This is a genomic window from Pseudomonas sp. M30-35 (assembly GCF_002163625.1).
Taxonomy (GTDB): Bacteria; Pseudomonadota; Gammaproteobacteria; order Pseudomonadales; family Pseudomonadaceae; genus Aquipseudomonas.
The window spans coordinates 3265406-3284463 of sequence record NZ_CP020892.1 but is presented as its reverse complement, the minus strand read 5'-3'; the positions used below and the strand labels follow the sequence as shown (position 1 = coordinate 3284463).

Here is a 19058-nt window from a genome sequence, read left to right as displayed (position 1 = left end):
AGACTGTTGTCCCGTTCAATTTCCATGAGGTGAAAGGAATGCTGATTCTGACTCGCAGGGTCGGAGAGACCCTAATGGTGGGTGATGAAGTCACTGTCACCGTACTTGGCGTCAAAGGTAATCAGGTGCGCATTGGGGTTAACGCCCCGAAAGAAGTAGCCGTGCACCGTGAAGAAATTTACCAGCGAATCCAAAAAGAGAAAGACGAAGAACCAAGCCATTAATTTAATTGAAATTTTGGCTTTGCAAACGGGGAAAACATGGTTATCATGCGCCCCGTGTTGCGGAGAGGTGGCCGAGTGGCCGAAGGCGCTCCCCTGCTAAGGGAGTACATCTCAAAAGGGTGTCGGGGGTTCGAATCCCCCCTTCTCCGCCATATTTTGCAGTATAGGGTTGGTCCTCGTTAGTTTGATAAGTTATTGAAATTATTAAATTTAACGGTTGAATTTAGTTTTAAGTTCCCTATAATGCGCACGCTTTAGTGCACTCATAGCTCAGCTGGATAGAGTACTCGGCTACGAACCGAGCGGTCGGAGGTTCGAATCCTCCTGAGTGCACCATATTCGAAGTTGTCTTACTGCGGTAAGGCTACTCGTTTAACCAGAGGTGAACTGGTTTAAAAAAGCACAAATGCACTCATAGCTCAGCTGGATAGAGTACTCGGCTACGAACCGAGCGGTCGGAGGTTCGAATCCTCCTGAGTGCACCATATAGCGGTACAAAAAAGGGCCTGCAGCGATGCAGGCCCTTTTTTATTGTGCGCAAAAAAACGTGTCTGCTGTAGGTGTTTACTTGCTTTTGACGCAGCCTGCTTGATCAAAGCTGACTTTGCTTTTGTTGCCCTGCAAGTCTTGATAGTAGTAGGTGAGCCGCCCATTGCTGCGATCGACCTTTTGCGGGCTGCCTAGCGCGCTCTCTACATCGGTCTTGGTCATTCCCGCCAGTATCTGTTTCTTGATCATCGCAGTGCGCCTTGGCTTGCCTGTGACGCGATTGCCACAACCATCCTGGCGTTCACCGACAATCGTGGCAGACGTATTGGTTTGTTTGCTGATGCGGCGTTTGGGTGTTGCCATTGGGATGGGTTTGCCGCTACCTGGAGTCAGGTTTCGCGGGTTCTCAAGCTGTTGTCTATGCTCAGGAGGACAACCGTGGCTGGTGAATGTCAGGTTGCCTTGGCTATCTTCGCAGCGATAAACACTCGCCGCATATAAGCTCTGTGGCAGGGTTATTAGTGCGTAAAGCGCGAAGAGCGCAAACTTATGCATGGATCGTCCTCCTTGACGGTCGCAATGCGCGTGAGTCGCTAGGCTGTTTACCGTGTAAGTGTCTTGCAGCTTTGGGCGTGCGTCGCATTGCTGGGCAAGATCTATTAACGTTGATCAACGCTTCGTTTAGCAGCCTAACGAATGGACAGCGTTGCCGTGCGAAGTTGTCTCAGGTGTCGTTAGCGTTGTTTGTATGAGATTGGTTTGCATGAGGCTGTCTTGCGTGATTCCGGCAGCGTTGGCGAGCTATTCCAGCGCTGAGGTTTTCCGTGTAACCATTTGTTCTTGGAAACTTTTGTAACGTGCAATGCGTCAGAGCAGTGTTATCATCGTTTGCGTCAGCCTCGCCGAGGCTTGTGGAATACCACCATGGACTTACCCAGTAGTTACATCGAATCTCGATTGTGCAATCACGGACTGACTGATTGATCCCCTTTGGCGTGCACCGTCGCTGGGGATGGAGTGCGCCACATGACTGAAGTAGAAGCTAAAAAGCCACAAGAAAGCCTGCAGGATCGCCTGGCTCAGGTGGTTGAGCTGTTGCATAAGCAAAAGCTCGTTGAAGACCTGGCGCATCGTCAGGAAGGCCATCACCGGGACTTGGTTGAAAACCTGGTGCACCGGCAAAACCTCGCCGAACTCCAGCGCAAGCTCGATGAGCTGCACTCGGCTGACGTTGCGCACATCCTTGAAGCCTTGCCGCTTGAAGACCGCCTGACTATCTGGCAGTTGGTCAAGGCAGAGCGTGACGGCGATATCTTGCTCGAAGTGTCCGATGCCGTTCGTGAAACCTTGCTGGCTGACATGGAGGATCACGAGATCCTTGCAGCCGCGATGGAGATGGACGCTGACGAGCTGGCTGATCTGGCCTCTGAGTTACCGCGTGACATTGTTCATGAGCTGATGGAAACCCTTGATGCGCAACAGCGTGAGCGCGTCCGCTCAGCGTTGTCGTATGAAGAGGATCAGGTCGGTGCATTGATGGACTTCGAAATGGTGACCATCCGTGAGGATGTCTCCCTTGAAGTCGTGTTGCGTTATCTGCGCCGCTTGAAAGAACTGCCGGGGCACACCGATAAATTATTCGTCGTCGATCACGATGGCGTGCTTAAAGGTGTTTTGCCGGTTAAGCGTTTGTTGGTTAATGACCCAGAAAAAATAGTCGGTGAAGTCATGGCCACTGATCCGGTGAGTTTTCACCCGGACGAAGATGCCTACGACGCCGCCCAGGCATTTGAGCGCTATGACCTTATTTCAACGCCGGTGGTGGATAAAGGCGGCAAGCTGATTGGTCGTTTGACTATCGATGAAATGGTCGACCTGATCCGTGAGGAGAGCGAAAGCGAAGTCCTCAATATGGCGGGTCTGCGCGAAGAGGAGGACATCTTCGCCTCGGTCTGGAAATCACTGCGTAACCGTTGGGCGTGGTTGGCGATCAATCTAATCACCGCCTTCATGGCGTCACGCGTGATTGGCCTCTTTGAAGGCTCAATTGAGAAGCTGGTGGCGCTGGCGGCACTGATGCCGATTGTTGCGGGTATTGGCGGTAACTCCGGTAACCAAACGATCACCATGATCGTGCGTGCGATGGCGCTGGATCAGGTGAGTACCGGTAATACCTCGCGCTTGCTGCGCAAAGAGCTGGCGGTATCACTGATCAACGGAGTGGTCTGGGGGGGCGTGATTGGCGCTGTGGCCTGGATTCTCTATGACAGTTATTCGCTGGGCATAGTGATGACCGCAGCGATGACGCTTAATTTGTTGCTTGCAGCACTGATGGGTGTGCTGATTCCGATGACGTTGGTGCGCATGGGGCGTGACCCTGCGTTGGGGGCTAGCGTGATGATTACTGCAGTGACTGATAGCGGCGGTTTCTTTATCTTCCTCGGGCTGGCTTCACTGTTTCTTATCTAGGGGCCTACTCAGGTTCCTGCATCCGGGGCTCGGTATGAGCCCCGATGCGCGCGCTGCCAATGGTGTGTGCTGTCATTGTTCGCCTTATTGTTTTGGTTCTGTGGCCTAGTCGTTCGCTAGGCCTGGAGCTGGCCTACTTGTGGCTGCATATTCACCAGTATTAAGGGGTTTGCTCAAACGCTTGTTTCAAGCTAAGGTTCGGCAACTTTGCTTGGCGTTCAAGTAGGCCAGATAGTAGCAATTGTCGCTAAAAGGACGGGTCATGGCTTCAACTAATCTTGTGCTCGAAGGTGTCGAGCTCATGCTGTTTGGCATGGGGTCGGTGTTTGTTTTCCTGACGCTTCTGGTGCTGTCGATTCGCATCATGTCGCGACTGCTAGAGCGGTTTGCACCCGCTGCGGTGCCGACCCCAGCTCGCGCTCCGGCTGCAGTGATCAGTAATGCTCAGGAGCCCCCAGCCGATGTGCTGGAAGCGATTCAGGCCGCTATTCATCAGCATCGCGCACGCCGCGGTTGATCTACAGTAGACAGGGATTTAGTGATGACAGTTACCAACACGGCTAATCAGCGTGCGTTAGGTATTACCGATGTAGTGCTGCGTGATGCACATCAATCGATTCTGGCAACGCGTGTGCGCCTTGAGGACATGCTGCCAATCGCTCCGAAGCTGGATAAGGTCGGCTTCTGGTCGGTTGAGTCGTGGGGTGGTGCAACCTTTGACTCATGCATTCGTTATCTCGGCGAAGACCCGTGGGAACGCATCCGCCAGTTGAAGCAGGCGATGCCCAATACTCGCCAGCAGATGCTCCTGCGCGGACAAAATCTACTCGGCTATCGCCACTATGCGGACGATGTAGTTGAGAAGTTCGTAGAGCGTGCGGCAGTTAATGGTGTTGATGTATTCCGTGTGTTCGACGCGATGAACGATCCGCGCAACCTGGCTACGGCGCTCAAAGCCGTTAAGCAGCAAGGTAAGCATGCACAGGGCACGATTTCCTATACCACCAGCCCGGTGCATACGCTGGATATGTGGCTGGACCTGTCCAAGCAGATCGAGGACATGGGGGCCGACTCCATCGCTATCAAAGATATGGCCGGCATCCTGACGCCTTATACCGCGTTTGAGTTGGTGACGCGGATGAAAGCCAGCCTGTCGATTCCGATTCACATGCAATGCCACGCGACTGCTGGCTTGTCCAGTGTGGCCATCCTGAAGGCGGTTGAGGCGGGAATCGATAACGTCGATACCGCGATCTCATCGTTGTCGATGACGTACGGTCACTCACCCACTGAGTCTGTTGTGGCGATGTTCCAAGGGACTGAGCGCGATACTGGGCTCGACCTGCTGTTGCTAGAAGAGATTGCTGCGTACTTCCGTGAAGTGCGGAAAAAGTACGCAAAGTTCGAAGGCAGCCTGAAGGGCATCGACTCGCGAATCCTCGTCGCTCAAGTGCCGGGTGGCATGCTCACGAACATGGAAGGCCAACTCAAGGAACAGGGCGCCCAGGACAAATTTGACCAGGTGCTGGCAGAGATCCCGCGTGTGCGCGAGGACCTTGGGTTTATTCCATTGGTTACGCCTACCTCACAAATCGTCGGCACTCAGGCTGTGATCAACGTCCTGACAGGCGAGCGTTATAAGTCCATCACTAAAGAAGCGGCTGGCATTCTCAAGGGGGAATACGGTTCGGCGCCTGCGCCATTCAATAAGCAGTTGCAAGAGCGTGTTCTCGACGGGGCGCAGGCCATTACCTGTCGTCCTGCCGACCTGATCGACGATGAAATGGACAAGCTCAGCGCAGAACTTGCGGCTATTGCCAAAGAACAGGGCTTCGCCTTGGCGGCTGATGCGGTCGATGATGTTCTGACCTATGCACTGTTCCCGCAGATTGGCCTCAAGTTTCTGCAGAATCGCGGTAATCCATCGGCCTTCGAGCCTGCGCCGAGTGGTCAGGAAGTTGTTCAGGCTGAGCCAGGAAAACCCGCGGTGTACACCGTTTCGGTCAAAGGTCAGGACTACGTCGTTGAAGTTAACGAGGGCGGTGATATCACCGGTCTCAAGTCGCTCGGTAATGGCGCACCTGTCCCTGCGGCCGCTGCGCCGGTAACGGGTGGCGAGCCTCAAGTTGCACCACTGGCAGGCAACATCTTTAAGGTGCTGGTTAAGCCGGGCGATGTGGTTGAGGAGGGGCAATTGGTGATCATCCTTGAAGCCATGAAGATGGAAACTGAGGTGCGTGCATTCAGGGCGGGCACCATCGGTGCGGTCAATACCAAGGTGGGTGATGCTGTGGCAGTGGGCGATAGCCTGCTGACTATCGGCTAGGGGAGACTAATGGAAAAGCTCCTGAAGTTATGGCAGAGCACCGGCTTGTATCATCTGGAGCCTGGTCAGGCACTGATGATCGTGATTTGCTTGGTGCTGATTTATCTGGCTATCAAGAAAGGCTTTGAGCCGCTGTTGTTGATACCGATTGGGTTTGGCGGCTTGCTAGCCAATATTCCCGTTGCGGGTATGGCTGAGGGCAATGGCATTCTGCACCTGTTCTACGAAGTGGGCCTGCCTACCAGCGTGTTCCCATTGCTGATCTTTATGGGTGTTGGGGCCATGACTGATTTTGGTCCGATGTTGGCGAATCCCAAAACGCTGTTTCTTGGCGCAGCTGCGCAGTTCGGTATTTTTGCCACACTGATTGGTGCGCTGGCTTTAGCATCGTTGGGTATTCCAGGGCTTGAATTTACCCTGCGCGAAGCGGCTTCTATTGCGATTATCGGTGGTGCGGATGGCCCAACATCCATTTTCGTAACGGCTAAGCTGGCGCCAGATCTGCTCGGGCCTATTGCCGTCGCTGCGTACTCTTACATGGCGCTGGTGCCGTTGATCCAACCGCCGATCATGCGCGCACTGACCACTAAAGAAGAGCGCTCGATCGTAATGAAGCAGCTGCGACCTGTGGGTCAGGCTGAAAAGATTATCTTCCCGTTGATCCTGTGTCTGCTGGTGGGCATGTTGCTGCCAGATGCGGCGCCGCTGGTGGGCATGTTTGCCTTTGGTAACTTGTTACGCGAGGCGGGCGTGGTTGAGCGATTGGCTGAGACCTCACGCAATGCGCTGATCAACATTGTCACAATTTGCTTGGGATTGACCGTGGGCTCCAAGCTTTCAGCCGAGTCTTTCCTGCAGCTAAAGACATTGGGCATATTGTCGTTGGGGATGGTGGCTTTTTGCGGCGGTACGGCAGCTGGCGTGCTGATGGCTAAAGCAATGAACCTGTTCAGCAGCAACAAGATTAATCCATTGATTGGTTCGGCTGGGGTTTCGGCAGTGCCAATGGCGGCGCGAGTGTCGAATAAGGTTGGCCTGGAAGCTAACCCGCAGAACTTCCTGCTGATGCACGCCATGGGACCAAATGTTGCGGGAGTGATTGGTTCAGCCGTTGCGGCTGGGGTATTGCTCAGTTTCGTTGGCTAGCTTTACGCTGATGATGGCAGCAAGTGTCGCCGCTAGTGCGGCACTGATTCAGTTTATTTGAGGCAATAAAAAACCGGCTAAGGCCGGTTTTTTAATTGTGTTGCTTAAGCTTCTTCTGCCGCCATTTCGGCATCGTGGGCAATGAGTGCCACAAGAGCATTTTGTTGCCTGCGCGTGAGTTGACGAAAACGCTGAAGCAGCTCGCGCTCATGAAGCGACAGCTCAGGGCTGTCTAGGCGTACATTGAGTTCGTCGTCCAGACTGCCTTCCTGAAGCATGCTTTGCTCCAGGCGGGCAATAATTTCCGAGTTCATGCTGCGGTGGTGATTCCGCGCTACATCAGCAATACGCTCGCGCATACCGTCAGGTAAACGAACAACAAATTTGTCAGCTGTGCGGCTGGAGTAGGTAGCTTGTTTCATAGGTCGCATACTTTGGAAACCGGTTAGTCAGAGGATCGATGCGTGCGTTGAGCTGCATAATTGTCACCGGTTATGACCATATTTCTGCCTAGCCGTTCAGCTAGAAATGCAATCCATATCATTAAGATGCAGTGGAAATTCAGGTGACTTTTTGACGCCAATTATACGGCGTATTTTCATTGAATCTAAAACCGATTGCCAGCCGAGCATGGTTTATTTGAGCTTTGCTCGGCATAAATAGGCCAACTCCCACATTTTTAGCCCGTGAATAAAGGCCAGAGTGAATTGTTTGTTGGCGGTAAAGGGTCACTTCATTGACACCTTTGAGTGCTAGTTTTGTTCGAAAGCTAGGTACTTGAGTCTTAGTGATTACTTTGAAGTGTAGTTCTATTTTGACATCATTTTGGCTTTTGGCGAGTGCGCGTCAGCTAAAAGCAGGTAGCTACTGACCAGCGGTGTATGGCGCTTCAAGTCAAACTGGCTAGTGTTGAAGATGTGATGCAGAGGAGACAGGCTGATGAGTGCGGCACTCAGTGTGATGTGCTTGAAACGCGAGCTCGACTCGCCAGTGCTGAAGGTCAGGGCCAGCTTCTCACTTGCACGGCAGGCGATGGCTGCACCGGGGCAGATTCAGCGGGCTGATGAGTGGATGTATGTGCAGTCGCCGCTTGATGAGGCGACATTTGCTTTGTGCGTGGCCTTGTTGGATGTGGATTCGCAGGTGTGGCTAGGGCCAAGCTTGGACACTCCAGGTTTGCGCATGGCTTTGGCTATTCATTGCGGCTGTACGTTTGTTGAGTTGCGCCAGGCAGCGCGTTTTGCATTGTTGGGAGTGGCTGAGCTGGATAATCTGGCTGATTTCGACAATGGACTTGATGCCTGCCCGGGCCGTGCATGCACCTTGATTGTTCAGCTGGATAATTTAGCTGCTGGGCCCGAGTTGCGTTGGCGCGGCCCCGGTATCAAACAAGTACAGCGCAATGGCGTGATTGACGTCAGGCGTGTGCGTCTTCCGTTAGCTGAAACGTTCTGGGAGCAACGTAGCGCCCGCAATAATTTCCCCCAAGGCCTGGATATATATTTTTCAGCGGGTCGACAGTTGTTGGCTTTGCCGCGCAGTACTCATGTGTTTGCGAGCGAGGCCGATACAGAATTAGGTGCTTGAGCCATGAACATTCGCCCGGCGTGGTGATAAAACATCCAGACGGTCGCAGCAGGGGTGTTTGTTGGGCGTGACAAGGCCTATGATTCCCTCTCGGATAGTCACTGTTTTTAGCATTAAGGTGTTTTGATGGCGGGTAGGTTGATCTATCTCATTGGTCCTTCGGGGTCCGGCAAGGACAGCCTATTAAATGCTGCCCGCGAACAACTGGCTGAGATGGGTTGTCGCGTTGCACGCAGAGTTATCACGCGTTCTGCTGAGGCTGTGGGTGAGGATGCGATATCGCTGTCGCCTACCGCCTTTGATGAGCAGAAATGGGTGGGTGCATTCGCCATGAGTTGGCAGGCGAATGGCTTGGCGTACGGCATTCCCAGGCAAATAAATGCGTGGCTGGCCGCTGGTGATAACGTGTTGGTTAACGGCTCACGTGCGTATTTGTCTGAGGCGCGAGTGCGTTATCCAGACATGCTGGCCGTATTGCTTAAGGTTGATGACGCGGTGTTACGTGAGCGTCTACTCAAGCGTGGGCGTGAAAGTGAGCCTGAGATCGAACAGCGATTAGCGCGCAATGCGCGATTCACCAACGAAGTGGCTGCAGGTGATGAGCAGTTGGTGGTGCTGGACAACTCCAATGACTTCGAGCAAACAGTTGCGAGCCTGATCAGTCTGATCGGACCCAAACGCGCATGCGCCTAGTTATTGGCTAATCTAGTTATTGGCTAATCCAAGGGCAATTCTGTGGTGCGCTTGACCTCGCTCATGGCGATGTGTGAGTGCGCTTCCTGTACATGCGGGCGCTGTAGCAAATGATCGCGTAAGAAGCGCTCGTAACTCGCGATGTCCTTGGCCACGACTTTAAGCAAATAGTCCGAGCCACCAGCCATGGTGTGGCACTCCAATACTTGCGGGTAGCCAACAATAGCTTTCTCAAACTCTTCTAGATTGTTGCGCCCGTGCGCCGATAATTTGATGTCGACAAACACTGTTGTGCTGAAGCCCAGTTGTTTATGGCTGAGCAGGGCAACTTTGCGCTCAATCAAGCCTTCTTCTTGCATGCGGTGAATCCGCCGCCAGCAAGGTGATTGTGACAACTCAACCCGTTCTGCGATCTCAGCAGCCGACAGGTCGGCATTGTGTTGCAGCAAGCGCAAAATCTTGCGATCGATGGGACTCAATTTTTCTTGCATGAATAATCCAGTTTGGTTGTTTTTATTGGATAGCTCATGCTCAGTATTGACGTTTTTCTGCCAATTTAGAAATAAAAAATCAGTACCGACGAGTCATATTCTTAGGCAGATGTCAGCGCGGAGATCCTGCGCTGATAAATGAAGGTGGCAATAACCGATGCCGCCTAGGTCGCCAAAATAATAAAAGGAGCGCCCACATGTCTCTGGCCGAAATCCGCCTGGATGACAAGTATCGCCTTGCAACTGGTCATCTTTACCTGACTGGCACTCAAGCTTTGACTCGTTTACCCATGCTGCAAAAGCAGCGCGACGTAGCTCAAGGGCTGAGTACCGCCTGCTTTATCTCCGGCTACCGCGGCTCGCCACTGGGCAACCTGGATAAAAGCCTGTGGGAAGCCAAGCAGTTTCTCAAAGACAACCACATCCACTTCCAGCCAGGGGTCAACGAAGAGTTGGCAGCTACCTCGGTGTGGGGCAGTCAGCAAACCAATCTGTTTCCCGGTGCGCGCTACGACGGCGTATTTGCCATGTGGTACGGCAAGGGCCCCGGTGTTGATCGCTGTGGTGATGTGTTCAAACACGGTAACTCCGCAGGCGTATCGAAGCATGGCGGCGTGTTATTGCTGGCAGGTGATGATCACGGCTGTAAGTCATCGAGTATCGCCAACCAGAGTGAGCACGCGTTTATCGCAGCCTCTATCCCGGTACTGAACCCGTCCAATGTTCAGGAAATTCTCGACTACGGGATCATCGGTTGGGAGCTTTCGCGCTACAGCGGTTGCTGGGTTGCACTGAAAACCATCGCCGAAAATGTTGACTCATCTGCGGTGGTTGATGTCGATCCGCTGCGCATAGAGGTCAAGTATCCAACCGATTTCGAACTGCCGGAAGACGGTGTCCATATCCGCTGGCCAGATCCACCGCTGGTGCAGGAAAAACGCTTAAATATCTACAAAATTTACGCCGCGCGGGCGTTTGCCTTGGCCAATAACCTGAATCAGGTGAAGCTCGACTCACCTAACCCGCGGTTGGGCATTATCACCACGGGGAAATCTTATCTGGACGTTCGCCAAGCCCTTGAGGATCTAGGGTTAGACGAGGATTTATGTGCTCAGGTTGGGTTGCGCGTATTCAAGGTCGGGATGAGCTGGCCGCTGGAACCTGTTTCGGTGCATCAGTTTGCCGAAGGTCTTGATGAAATTCTGGTAGTGGAAGAGAAGCGCGGCATTATTGAGGACCAACTTACCGGCCAGCTTTATAACTGGCCAGTGGGCAAGCGTCCGCGGGTGGTTGGCGAGTTTGATGAAACCGGTAAGTCGTTGTTGCCGAACCTCAGTGAACTGACTCCAGCGATGATTGCGCGAGCAATCGCCAAGCGTCTTGAACCGATTTACAGCAGCGAGCAAATTCAGGCCCGACTGGCGTTTTTGGCTGCCAAAGAAGCCTCGCTTGCCGCGCCAAAACACACCACCGTGCGCACGCCGCATTTTTGTTCAGGCTGCCCACATAATACCTCGACCAAACTGCCTGAAGGCAGTCGTGCGCAGGGCGGCATTGGTTGTCATTACATGACTCAGTGGATGGATCGCAACACCGATACATTCACCCAGATGGGCGGCGAGGGCGCTACGTGGATCGGTCAGGCGCCATTTACCGATACACCGCATATTTTCCAGAACTTGGGTGACGGCACTTACTTTCACTCAGGGCAGTTGGCGCTGCGAGCGGCTGTCGCTGCCGGGGTCAACATTACCTATAAAATCCTCTACAACGACGCGGTGGCCATGACCGGTGGCCAGCCGATTGATGGTGAGCTACGTGTCGACCAGCTCAGCCAGCAAGTGTTTGCCGAAGGGGTCAAACGTATCGCTCTGGTCAGTGATGAGCCGGATAAATACCCGAGTCGTGATGGCTTTGCACCGATCGTCAGCTTTCACCATCGCCTTGACCTGGACGCAGTTCAGCGTGAGTTACGTGAATTCAAAGGCGTTTCGGTGATCATCTACGACCAAACCTGTGCCACTGAAAAACGTCGCCGGCGCAAGCGCGGTAAGTTGGTTGATCCGCAAAAGCGCGCCTTTATCAACCCCGCAGTTTGCGAAGGCTGTGGCGACTGCAGTGTTAAATCCAACTGTCTGGCGGTGTTGCCGCTGGAAACAGAGTTGGGGCGCAAGCGTGAGATTGATCAGAACGCCTGCAATAAGGATTTCAGCTGCGTTGAGGGCTTTTGCCCAAGCTTTGTAACCGTGCATGGCGGTAGCTTGCGCAAGCCTGAAGCTGTGGGTGTGAACGCGCTGTTCATCGCATTGCCTGAGCCGCGTAAGCCAGACTTGAAGCGGCCGTGGAATATCCTCCTGCCGGGTGTTGGCGGTAGTGGTGTCACAACCGTTGGCGCACTGCTGGGCATGGCCGCGCATATTGAGGGCAAAGGTTGCAGCGTGCTGGACCAAGCCGGATTGGCACAAAAATTTGGTCCGGTGGTGACCCATATTCGTATTGCTGCCAAGCAGGACGATATCTTCGCCGTGCGTATTGCGGCTGGCGAGGCTGATTTGCTGCTGGGCTGCGATCTCGTGGTTGCAGCCAGCGAAGACGCATTGGCCAAGCTTAATGATCAAATCGCCCATGCGGTGATCAACAGTCATGAAGCGGCAACGGCTGAATTCACCCGTAACCCTGACGCGCAAGTGCCGGGGGCGCAGATGCGCGAGGCGTTGGTTGAGGCAGTAGGTGCTGCTAAAACTCATTTTGTTGATGCAACGAGTCTGGCAACTCGCTTGTTGGGCGACACCATTGCAACCAACTTATTCATGCTCGGTTATGCCTATCAAAAAGGCTTTGTTCCGGTTTCTGCCGAGGCAATCAACAAGGCTATTGAGCTAAATGGCGTTGCGGTCGAACTTAACCAGCAGGCGTTTCTCTGGGGGCGCCGTGCGGCGCATGACATCGCTGCAGTTGAGCGCTTGGCCAAACCAGTAATTAGCCAAGTCCCTCGTAGTGAAACCCTGAAGGAGATTGTTGAGTTCCGGGTCGGCTATTTGACCCAGTACCAAAGCGCTGCGTATGCGCAGGGTTATCGCAAGTTGGTCGAGCAGGTAGAGAAAATTGATAGCCATGCAGAGCAGCGTCTAAGCAAAGCGGTGGCGCGCTATTACTTCAAACTCTTGGCTTACAAAGATGAATACGAAGTGGCGCGGCTGTATAGCGACGGTGAGTTTATCAAGCAGTTGCAAGCGCAGTTTGAAGGTGATTACACGCTGCAGTTTTATCTGGCGCCTTCTTGGTTGAGTGATCGTTCATCAACGACCGGTGAGCCGCGTAAACGAAAATTTGGTCCGTGGATGCTCAAGGCCTTTGCTGTGTTGGCTAAATTTAAGTTTCTGCGTGGCACGCCGCTGGACCCATTCGGTTACAGCGTCGAACGCAAAATGGAGCATCAACTGCTGGAGCAATATCAGCAGACTGTGGCTTTCATCATCACTAACCTGCACGCAGGTAACTACGACGCAGCGGTGGCTCTGGCGGAGGTTCCTGAGCAGATTCGTGGTTATGGCCATATCAAGGAACACGCGACTGCGCAGGCCAAAATACTCGCCAGCGAGTTGCAGGCACGCATGCTGGTCAGCGAAATATCCGCAGTCAAACTCTACGAACCAGCCGCCTAGCACGGGCTGATCACACCTATCTGGCGAGGGCTCGGTTAGCCCTCGCCATCAATAACTATAAGTTGAGGATTGTTAATGTCAGTGTTCTCACATGTCGAGTTCGATCACCATCAACAGGTGGTGTTTGGTCACGATAAAGCGAGCGGGTTAAAAGCAATAATTGCGATTCATAACCGCAACCTGGGGCCAGCGCTAGGCGGCTGCCGGATGTGGCCTTACGTCGATGATCAAGCCGCGTTACGTGATGTGCTCAGGCTGTCACGCGGCATGACCTATAAATCAGCGCTGGCGAATTTGCCGCTGGGCGGTGGTAAAGCGGTGATTATTGGGGATCCGCATACCGCTAAAAGCACTGCCTTGTTTCAAGCAATGGGCGATTTTGTCGACAGTTTAGGCGGCCGCTATATCACCGCAGCTGACTCTGGCACCGGTGTTGCAGAAATGCAGATTATGGCTGAGCGTACGCGTCATGTTGCTGGCGCTGGCGTACGTGAAACCCTTGAAGGTGGTCAGCGCAGCGGTGATCCATCACCGGCGACGGCTTACGGTGTGTTTGTGGGGATCAAAGTTGCGGTCAAACAACGTCTGGGGCGTGATGATCTTAACGGTCTACGCGTCGCTATTCAGGGGGTTGGCCAAGTTGGTTTCAGCTTGGCCAAGCATCTGCGTGACGCTGGGGCGCAGGTGTGGGTGTGCGATATTGTTGAAGCCAATGTGCGCCGGGCAGTCGAGCAACTGGGCGCTAAAGCGGTAACGCAGAGTGATATCTATGGATTGGATGTTGATGTTTTCGCGCCGTGTGCCATGGGTGGCATCATCAATTTGCAAGTTTTGGATGTCTTGCGTGCACCGATTGTTGCGGGTGCGGCGAATAATCAATTGGCTGATGCACAGCTGGCGCAAGAGTTACTCAGTAAAGGTGTGTTGTACGCACCGGATTACGCGATTAATGCTGGCGGAATTATTGATATCTACTTTGAGCGTAGCGGCGGCAGCGCGCTTGAGCTGAAGACACATATCGAAGGCATTGGTACGACGCTTGAGCAGATATTCAAGCGTGCCGAAAGTGAAGGCAAAACCACCACAGCCGTTGCTGATCAACTGGCTGAAGAGCGTTTTGGCGGTCAGTAGACTGAGTCGCTTGCCTGGTTTAGTGCGGATGATTTGCTTATGCTGACGTTGCTCATGCATGACAAATCTATCGAGGCTGGGTAACATGCCGGCCGGTTACGAGTAACCTTGCACAAATGCTGTGGGTTGCTTATCCGCTCTGTCTCCTTAGTTTAATGGATAGAACAAGCCCCTCCTAAGGGCTAGATACTGGTTCGACTCCAGTAGGGGACGCCAAATAAAAAGGCTTACGCAATGCGTAAGCCTTTTTCATTTCAGCGACGTCAGTTTAGCCAGTTTTGCGCGTGTGGCCGAGACAGGCCGCTGCAGTGAACAGGGCATCGGTCGAAGAGTTAAGTGCGGTTTCGGCAGAGTCCTGCACAATCCCGATGATGAAGCCAACTGCCACAACTTGCATGGCCACATCATTCGGAATGCCAAACAGGCTGCATGCCAGCGGGATCAGCAGCAGCGAACCACCGGCAACCCCAGAGGCACCACAGGCACTGATTGAAGCCAGCAGGCTCAGCAGGATAGCTGTCGGCAGGTCAATCGTAATACCCAGCGTGTGAACTGCCGCCAGGGTTAGCACCGTAATGGTGATGGCTGCGCCCGCCATGTTGATGGTTGCGCCCAGTGGGATCGAGACTGAGTAAGTCTCCTCATGCAGACCCAGACGCTGGCAAAGCTGCAGGTTTACCGGAATGTTGGCCGCCGAGCTGCGGGTGAAAAACGCAGTAATACCGCTTTCACGCAGGCAGGTGAAGACCAGCGGGTATGGGTTACGGCGGATCTTGCAGAAGACGATGATCGGGTTGACCACCAAGGCAACGAAGAGCATGCAGCCGACCAATACCAGCAGCAGGTGCAAGTAGTCGAGCAGGGCGCTCATGCCGGTTTCAGCCAGCGTTGCTGCGACGAGACCAAAGATGCCCAGTGGTGCTAGGCGGATTACCATTTTGACAATTGAGGTCACAGCGCTCGAGAGATCGCTGAGTATTTGCTTGCTGCCGGGTGCGGCGTGGCGGAAGGCAAAGCCCAAGCCGATTGCCCACGCCAAAATGCCAATGAAGTTGCCGTTGAGCAGTGCGTTGACCGGGTTGTCGACGATATTCATCAGCAGGGTGGTGAGTACTTCACTGATACCGCCCGGTGGCGACAGTTCAGCGCTGTTGCTCACCAGTGTCAGACTTGATGGGAAGGCAAAGCTGGCGATCACAGCAATAATGGCTGCAGTAAAAGTGCCCAGTAGATAAAGCAATAGAATGGGACGGATGTGCGTCTGTTGGCCGTGCTGGTGATTGGCGATGGATGCAGCGACCAATATAAATACCAGCACCGGCGCGACGGCTTTCAGTGCGGATACAAAAACATTGCCGAGTAGTGAAACTTTCAAGGCGAGGCTTGGCAGGAAGAAGGCCAGCGCGATACCGGCAATCAGGCCAATAATAATTTGGCTAACCAAACTGGTGCGGTTAAGCAGGCGTAGCAAAGGATTTTGTTGGACATCAGTCATAGCATGCGTCTCGTATTGTCTGCGAGTGAGCTGCGCGCTCAAACCTCTTGCGGATAGCTTGAAACGGACCGTTTTAGAGGCTTTTGTCATGTCTCAGTAGGTTTGGAGCGGCAGCGTCCAGCGATTCGCCAAGTACTGCTTGGGTTTAGTAAGCAGTCTTGGCTTAAAAATCAGCGGCGGACTCTAGCACAATGCCGCCAAAAGGGCGTCTGCCAGATCATTGCGGGCAGACAAAGGGTTGCGCATATGTAGATGTTGATAGTCGCCTGCTTCGCCTCGGGTTAGGCTGGGCTATCACCAGTTTGAGATTCGTCACTATGAATGACCAAGTGCTTGAGACTGAAGGCAGTGAACAGGCGGGCCTGCAATTATCCGCCAATGAGCTGCGCGTGCTGGGGTGTCTGATTGAGAAGCAAGCGACAACCCCCGAAGTTTATCCGTTGACCCAGAACGCATTGGTCCTGGCCTGCAACCAGAAAACCAATCGCGAACCGCTGATGAATATGACTCAAGGCGAGGTGGGTCAAGCGCTGCGCAGTTTGGAGACGCAGCAACTGGCGCGCTTGGTAATGGGCAGTCGGGCGGATCGTTGGGAGCAACGCGCTGATAAAACCCTTGAATTGGTTGCGCCGCAGCTTGCGTTGACGGGGCTGTTGCTGCTCAGAGGTCCGCAAACGATCAATGAGCTGCTGACGCGCAGCCTGCGTTTGCACGCTTTCGATGATGCCGAACAGGTGCAGTACAACCTTGAGCGGTTAATCGGCCGTCAATTGGTATGTCATGTACCCAAACAGGCTGGGCAGCGCGAAGATAGGTATATGCATTTGCTGGGTGACGCGGCGCACTTGCAAGCATCGATAGAGGCGAGCGCAGCCGGGCAAGAAAGCAGAAGTGTGGCAAAAGACCAATATGAAGGACGGCTACAGACACTCGAGTTAAAAATTGCCGAGCTAGAGCAGCGACTGGAGCGTTTGGAAGGTTAAATGCTTTGGCTGGTAAAAATACAAAGGCGCCTTGATAGGCGCCTTTTGTTTTTAGAGCTTGTAGCGGTGGTGTTAGCTGATGCGACCGATTGCAGTGCGGTCGGAACCACCTTCGGCAACACGGTTAACGTTGGTGCGATCGAAGCCATCTTCAGCAACACGGTTAACGTTGGTGCGATCGAAGCCATCTTCAGCAACACGGTTAACGTTGGTGCGGTCGAAACCATCTTCAGCAACACGGTTAATGTTGGTGCGGTCGAAGCCATCTTCAGCAACACGGTTAATGTTGGTGCGGTCGAAGCCATCTTCAGCAACACGGTTAATGTTGGTGCGATCGAAGCCATCTTCGGCAACACGGTTAATGTTGGTGCGATCGAAGCCATCTTCGGCAACACGGTTAATGTTGGTGCGATCGAAGCCATCTTCGGCAACACGGTTAATGTTGGTGCGATCGAAGCCGTCTTCAGCGACACGGTTAACACCAGTGCGGTCGGCACCATCAGCAGCGATCGGGGTGATGTTAATTGACTGTTGAGCGGTTTCTGGGAGTGCGAAAGCGCTAGCGGACAAAGTGACCAGGATCAGGCTGGCGAGAATTTGCTTTTTCATGTGTGGCTCCTTGTGGGGGCGGTAAGTAGGTATGGGTTCCATGTTACTCACAAAAAATCGATTAAAAAGTTGACTTGGTGAATGGTAAATATCGATGCACTTAATAGTTGTGTTAAGTAATTGATATATATGAATATATTGTATTTTTTTAGACGATTTTAGGCGTTAGCTATGAGGCTTTTAGTTTGAATCTATAAAATCAATTTAATAGATGTAATAGCAAGCTATCTAAATATATGCACGGTTTGCTGCATTCCAGTGCTTGATATTTCGAACATGTGATGCTTATTTTGTGCGCCTAGCCGTCGCAGACGGGCACCGCCAATAACAAGGAATGCAAGATGAGCAGTACGAGTCGTCCAGAGCTGCAAGAGTTACTTCACGGGGTTGATGAAATTGAATGTGTGACCCCTGACCTCAATGGTGTGCCGCGTGGCAAGGTGATGACCGCCGCTGGCTTTCTTGAGGGGCGCCGTCTGCAGTTGGCGCGTGGAGTGCTGTTGCAGTGCATGATGGGCGGCTACCCTGACGCGAAGTTTTACGGCAGCGATGACAGTGACCTTGCACTGATTGCCGAGCCTACGCAGATACACCGCTTGCCTTGGAGTGAGTCGCCGCGCGCGCTGGCTATATGTGATGCGGATGAATTCGACGGGCAAATCTCAGGTCTTTCGACGCGGGGCCTGCTCAAGCAAGTGATCGCTCGCTATGCCGCGAAGGGGTGGCAGCCAATCGTTGCCACTGAGCTCGAGTTTTTCGTATTCGCACCGAACACAGACCCAATGCAGGCGTTCAAGCCACCACTCGGCTTGGATGGGCGTCGTGAGGATGGCTGCTCGGCATTCAGCGTGAGCTCCAACAATGGTCTGCGTCCGTTTTTCAGTGAAGTGTATAAATGCATGGAAGCGCTGGGATTACCGCGCGATACCTTTATGCATGAAATGGGCGTTAGCCAGTTTGAAATTAATCTATTACACGGTGATCCACTGTTGCTGGCGGATCAGACCTTCATGTTCAAGCACATGCTCAAAGAGGTTGCGCTTAAACATGGCTTGACCGTGGTATGCATGGCTAAACCGCTGGCGCATACGCCAGGCAGCTCGATGCACATTCATCAGAGCGTGATTGAGCAGGGCAGTGGCAAGAACATTTTCACCGCGGCAGATGATCAGGCGACACCTGCGTTCTACAACTTTATCGGTGGTCAGCAAGCATTGTTGGCTGACTTCACCTTGTTGTTCGCGCCGCACGTCAACTCCTATCAGCGCCTCTGCCACCCTTACGCTTCGCCAAATAATGCGTGTTGGTCAGAAGATAACCGTGCAGCAGGTTTGCGTATTCCCGCGAGCTCGCCGGTTGCGCGTCGCGTTGAAAACCGTTTGCCGGGTGCCGATGCCAACCCTTACTTGGCACTGGCTGCCAGTTTGGCGGCGGGTTTGTACGGGATTGAACATGAGTTGCAGCCGAGCGAACCGATTCAAGGAGACTTTGATGTGCCGCAAGAGTTGACCTTGCCGTGCACCATGCATGCAGCAATCGAAAAACTACGTGCCAGCTCGGCGGCTGTTGAGTTGTTTGGTGCAGAGTTTGTTGAAGGTTATATCGCCACCAAGTCGATGGAGCTGACCAGTTTCTTTGATGAAATTACACCTTGGGAGCGACGCGTTCTGGCGGCACACGCCTAGCGCGTAATACAATTGGACGGCAGGCGTTGCTGCATGTGAGAACTGGCAGCGCCTGCAACTCCGGC

The 19058-nt window shown here is 53.3% G+C and carries 16 protein-coding genes and 4 tRNA genes; 15 read left to right on the top strand and 5 right to left on the bottom strand.

From position 1 onward, the window contains the following. Positions 1 to 38: 38 nt before the first annotated feature. The 4 genes from csrA to B9K09_RS15155 all read left to right on the top strand — a co-directional run bounded on the left by csrA (position 39) and on the right by B9K09_RS15155 (position 709). The gene (csrA, locus tag B9K09_RS15170) at positions 39 to 224 is read left to right on the top strand and encodes a carbon storage regulator CsrA (RefSeq protein WP_010490393.1); all 186 of its coding nucleotides are present in this window, start codon (positions 39 to 41) and stop codon (positions 222 to 224) included. 61 nt (positions 225 to 285) lie between these two features. Next, positions 286 to 376 (top strand) — tRNA-Ser (locus tag B9K09_RS15165). Positions 377 to 483: 107 nt separating this feature from the next. Further along, a tRNA-Arg gene (locus tag B9K09_RS15160) sits at positions 484 to 560 on the top strand. A 72-nt stretch (positions 561 to 632) separates the two neighbouring features. Beyond that, positions 633 to 709, top strand: a tRNA-Arg gene (locus B9K09_RS15155). A gap of 79 nt (positions 710 to 788) precedes the next feature. Here the strand turns inward: B9K09_RS15155 and bamE are convergent. Further along, positions 789 to 1268 carry an outer membrane protein assembly factor BamE gene (gene bamE, locus B9K09_RS15150; protein ID WP_087517596.1) on the bottom strand — a complete coding sequence of 160 codons (480 nt, stop codon included), beginning with the start codon at positions 1266 to 1268 and terminating at the stop codon, positions 789 to 791. A gap of 471 nt (positions 1269 to 1739) precedes the next feature. On the opposite strand from bamE, the gene mgtE reads away from it, so the two are divergent. From mgtE to B9K09_RS15130, 4 genes are all read left to right on the top strand, one after another. Next, entirely contained in the window at positions 1740 to 3182 is a 1443-nt protein-coding gene (mgtE, locus tag B9K09_RS15145) for a magnesium transporter (RefSeq protein WP_087517595.1), read from the top strand. A gap of 262 nt (positions 3183 to 3444) precedes the next feature. After that, a complete protein-coding gene (locus B9K09_RS15140; protein WP_087517594.1) occupies positions 3445 to 3699 on the top strand; it encodes an OadG family protein in 255 nt (84 codons plus the stop codon). A gap of 24 nt (positions 3700 to 3723) precedes the next feature. Then, positions 3724 to 5508 (top strand): sodium-extruding oxaloacetate decarboxylase subunit alpha, encoded by a 1785-nt coding sequence (oadA, locus tag B9K09_RS15135; RefSeq protein WP_087517593.1) that lies wholly within the window; start codon positions 3724 to 3726, stop codon positions 5506 to 5508. A gap of 9 nt (positions 5509 to 5517) precedes the next feature. After that, positions 5518 to 6654: a sodium ion-translocating decarboxylase subunit beta gene (locus B9K09_RS15130; RefSeq protein WP_087517592.1), complete on the top strand. Its 1137-nt coding sequence runs from the start codon at positions 5518 to 5520 to the stop codon at positions 6652 to 6654. A gap of 104 nt (positions 6655 to 6758) precedes the next feature. On the opposite strand, the gene B9K09_RS15125 is transcribed toward B9K09_RS15130, so the two are convergent. Continuing rightward, entirely contained in the window at positions 6759 to 7085 is a 327-nt protein-coding gene (locus tag B9K09_RS15125) for an Arc family DNA-binding protein (RefSeq protein WP_087517591.1), read from the bottom strand. Positions 7086 to 7593: 508 nt separating this feature from the next. Between B9K09_RS15125 and phnH the strand changes: the two genes are divergently transcribed. Further along, positions 7594 to 8241: a phosphonate C-P lyase system protein PhnH gene (gene phnH / locus B9K09_RS15120; protein WP_087517590.1), complete on the top strand. Its 648-nt coding sequence runs from the start codon at positions 7594 to 7596 to the stop codon at positions 8239 to 8241. Positions 8242 to 8367: 126 nt separating this feature from the next. Then, complete coding sequence (phnN, locus tag B9K09_RS15115; protein WP_087517589.1) at positions 8368 to 8934, top strand: phosphonate metabolism protein/1,5-bisphosphokinase (PRPP-forming) PhnN; 567 nt, start codon at positions 8368 to 8370, stop codon at positions 8932 to 8934. Positions 8935 to 8957: 23 nt separating this feature from the next. Here the strand turns inward: phnN and B9K09_RS15110 are convergent, their stop codons facing one another. Then, positions 8958 to 9425: an Lrp/AsnC family transcriptional regulator gene (locus B9K09_RS15110; protein WP_087517588.1), complete on the bottom strand. Its 468-nt coding sequence runs from the start codon at positions 9423 to 9425 to the stop codon at positions 8958 to 8960. Positions 9426 to 9622: 197 nt separating this feature from the next. Here B9K09_RS15110 and B9K09_RS15105 point away from each other — a divergent pair, with 197 nt between their 5' ends. The 3 genes from B9K09_RS15105 to B9K09_RS15095 all read left to right on the top strand — a co-directional run bounded on the left by B9K09_RS15105 (position 9623) and on the right by B9K09_RS15095 (position 14437). Further along, on the top strand, positions 9623 to 13090 hold the full coding sequence (locus tag B9K09_RS15105; protein ID WP_087517587.1) for an indolepyruvate ferredoxin oxidoreductase family protein: 3468 nt from the start codon (positions 9623 to 9625) through the stop codon (positions 13088 to 13090). Positions 13091 to 13165: 75 nt separating this feature from the next. Then, a complete protein-coding gene (locus B9K09_RS15100; protein WP_087517586.1) occupies positions 13166 to 14221 on the top strand; it encodes a Glu/Leu/Phe/Val dehydrogenase dimerization domain-containing protein in 1056 nt (351 codons plus the stop codon). Between the two features lie 141 nt (positions 14222 to 14362). Further along, a tRNA-Arg gene (locus B9K09_RS15095) sits at positions 14363 to 14437 on the top strand. A gap of 52 nt (positions 14438 to 14489) precedes the next feature. On the opposite strand, the gene sstT is transcribed toward B9K09_RS15095, so the two are convergent. After that, a complete protein-coding gene (gene sstT / locus B9K09_RS15090) occupies positions 14490 to 15716 on the bottom strand; it encodes a serine/threonine transporter SstT (protein ID WP_087517585.1) in 1227 nt (408 codons plus the stop codon). Positions 15717 to 16033: 317 nt separating this feature from the next. Here sstT and B9K09_RS15085 point away from each other — a divergent pair, with 317 nt between their 5' ends. Further along, positions 16034 to 16699, top strand: a complete 666-nt coding sequence (locus tag B9K09_RS15085; protein ID WP_087517584.1) for a YceH family protein — start codon at positions 16034 to 16036, stop codon at positions 16697 to 16699. 72 nt (positions 16700 to 16771) lie between these two features. On the opposite strand, the gene B9K09_RS15080 is transcribed toward B9K09_RS15085, so the two are convergent. Beyond that, the gene (locus tag B9K09_RS15080; RefSeq protein WP_087517583.1) at positions 16772 to 17308 is read right to left on the bottom strand and encodes a phage infection protein; all 537 of its coding nucleotides are present in this window, start codon (positions 17306 to 17308) and stop codon (positions 16772 to 16774) included. A gap of 443 nt (positions 17309 to 17751) precedes the next feature. On the opposite strand from B9K09_RS15080, the gene B9K09_RS15075 reads away from it, so the two are divergent. Further along, on the top strand, positions 17752 to 18993 hold the full coding sequence (locus tag B9K09_RS15075; protein WP_177408729.1) for a glutamine synthetase family protein: 1242 nt from the start codon (positions 17752 to 17754) through the stop codon (positions 18991 to 18993). Positions 18994 to 19058 lie beyond the last annotated feature (65 nt).

Coding starts and splice junctions, on each gene's coding strand:
- oadA (WP_087517593.1), top strand. CDS start 3,724: ATGACAGTTACCAACACGGCTAATCAGCGTGCGTTAGGTATTACCGAT.
- sstT (WP_087517585.1), bottom strand. CDS start 15,716: ATGACTGATGTCCAACAAAATCCTTTGCTACGCCTGCTTAACCGCACC.
- csrA (WP_010490393.1), top strand. CDS start 39: ATGCTGATTCTGACTCGCAGGGTCGGAGAGACCCTAATGGTGGGTGAT.
- bamE (WP_087517596.1), bottom strand. CDS start 1,268: ATGCATAAGTTTGCGCTCTTCGCGCTTTACGCACTAATAACCCTGCCA.
- B9K09_RS15080 (WP_087517583.1), bottom strand. CDS start 17,308: ATGAAAAAGCAAATTCTCGCCAGCCTGATCCTGGTCACTTTGTCCGCT.
- B9K09_RS15140 (WP_087517594.1), top strand. CDS start 3,445: ATGGCTTCAACTAATCTTGTGCTCGAAGGTGTCGAGCTCATGCTGTTT.
- B9K09_RS15085 (WP_087517584.1), top strand. CDS start 16,034: ATGAATGACCAAGTGCTTGAGACTGAAGGCAGTGAACAGGCGGGCCTG.
- phnH (WP_087517590.1), top strand. CDS start 7,594: ATGAGTGCGGCACTCAGTGTGATGTGCTTGAAACGCGAGCTCGACTCG.
- B9K09_RS15105 (WP_087517587.1), top strand. CDS start 9,623: ATGTCTCTGGCCGAAATCCGCCTGGATGACAAGTATCGCCTTGCAACT.
- B9K09_RS15075 (WP_177408729.1), top strand. CDS start 17,752: ATGACCGCCGCTGGCTTTCTTGAGGGGCGCCGTCTGCAGTTGGCGCGT.
- mgtE (WP_087517595.1), top strand. CDS start 1,740: ATGACTGAAGTAGAAGCTAAAAAGCCACAAGAAAGCCTGCAGGATCGC.
- B9K09_RS15110 (WP_087517588.1), bottom strand. CDS start 9,425: ATGCAAGAAAAATTGAGTCCCATCGATCGCAAGATTTTGCGCTTGCTG.
- phnN (WP_087517589.1), top strand. CDS start 8,368: ATGGCGGGTAGGTTGATCTATCTCATTGGTCCTTCGGGGTCCGGCAAG.
- B9K09_RS15100 (WP_087517586.1), top strand. CDS start 13,166: ATGTCAGTGTTCTCACATGTCGAGTTCGATCACCATCAACAGGTGGTG.
- B9K09_RS15130 (WP_087517592.1), top strand. CDS start 5,518: ATGGAAAAGCTCCTGAAGTTATGGCAGAGCACCGGCTTGTATCATCTG.
- B9K09_RS15125 (WP_087517591.1), bottom strand. CDS start 7,085: ATGCGACCTATGAAACAAGCTACCTACTCCAGCCGCACAGCTGACAAA.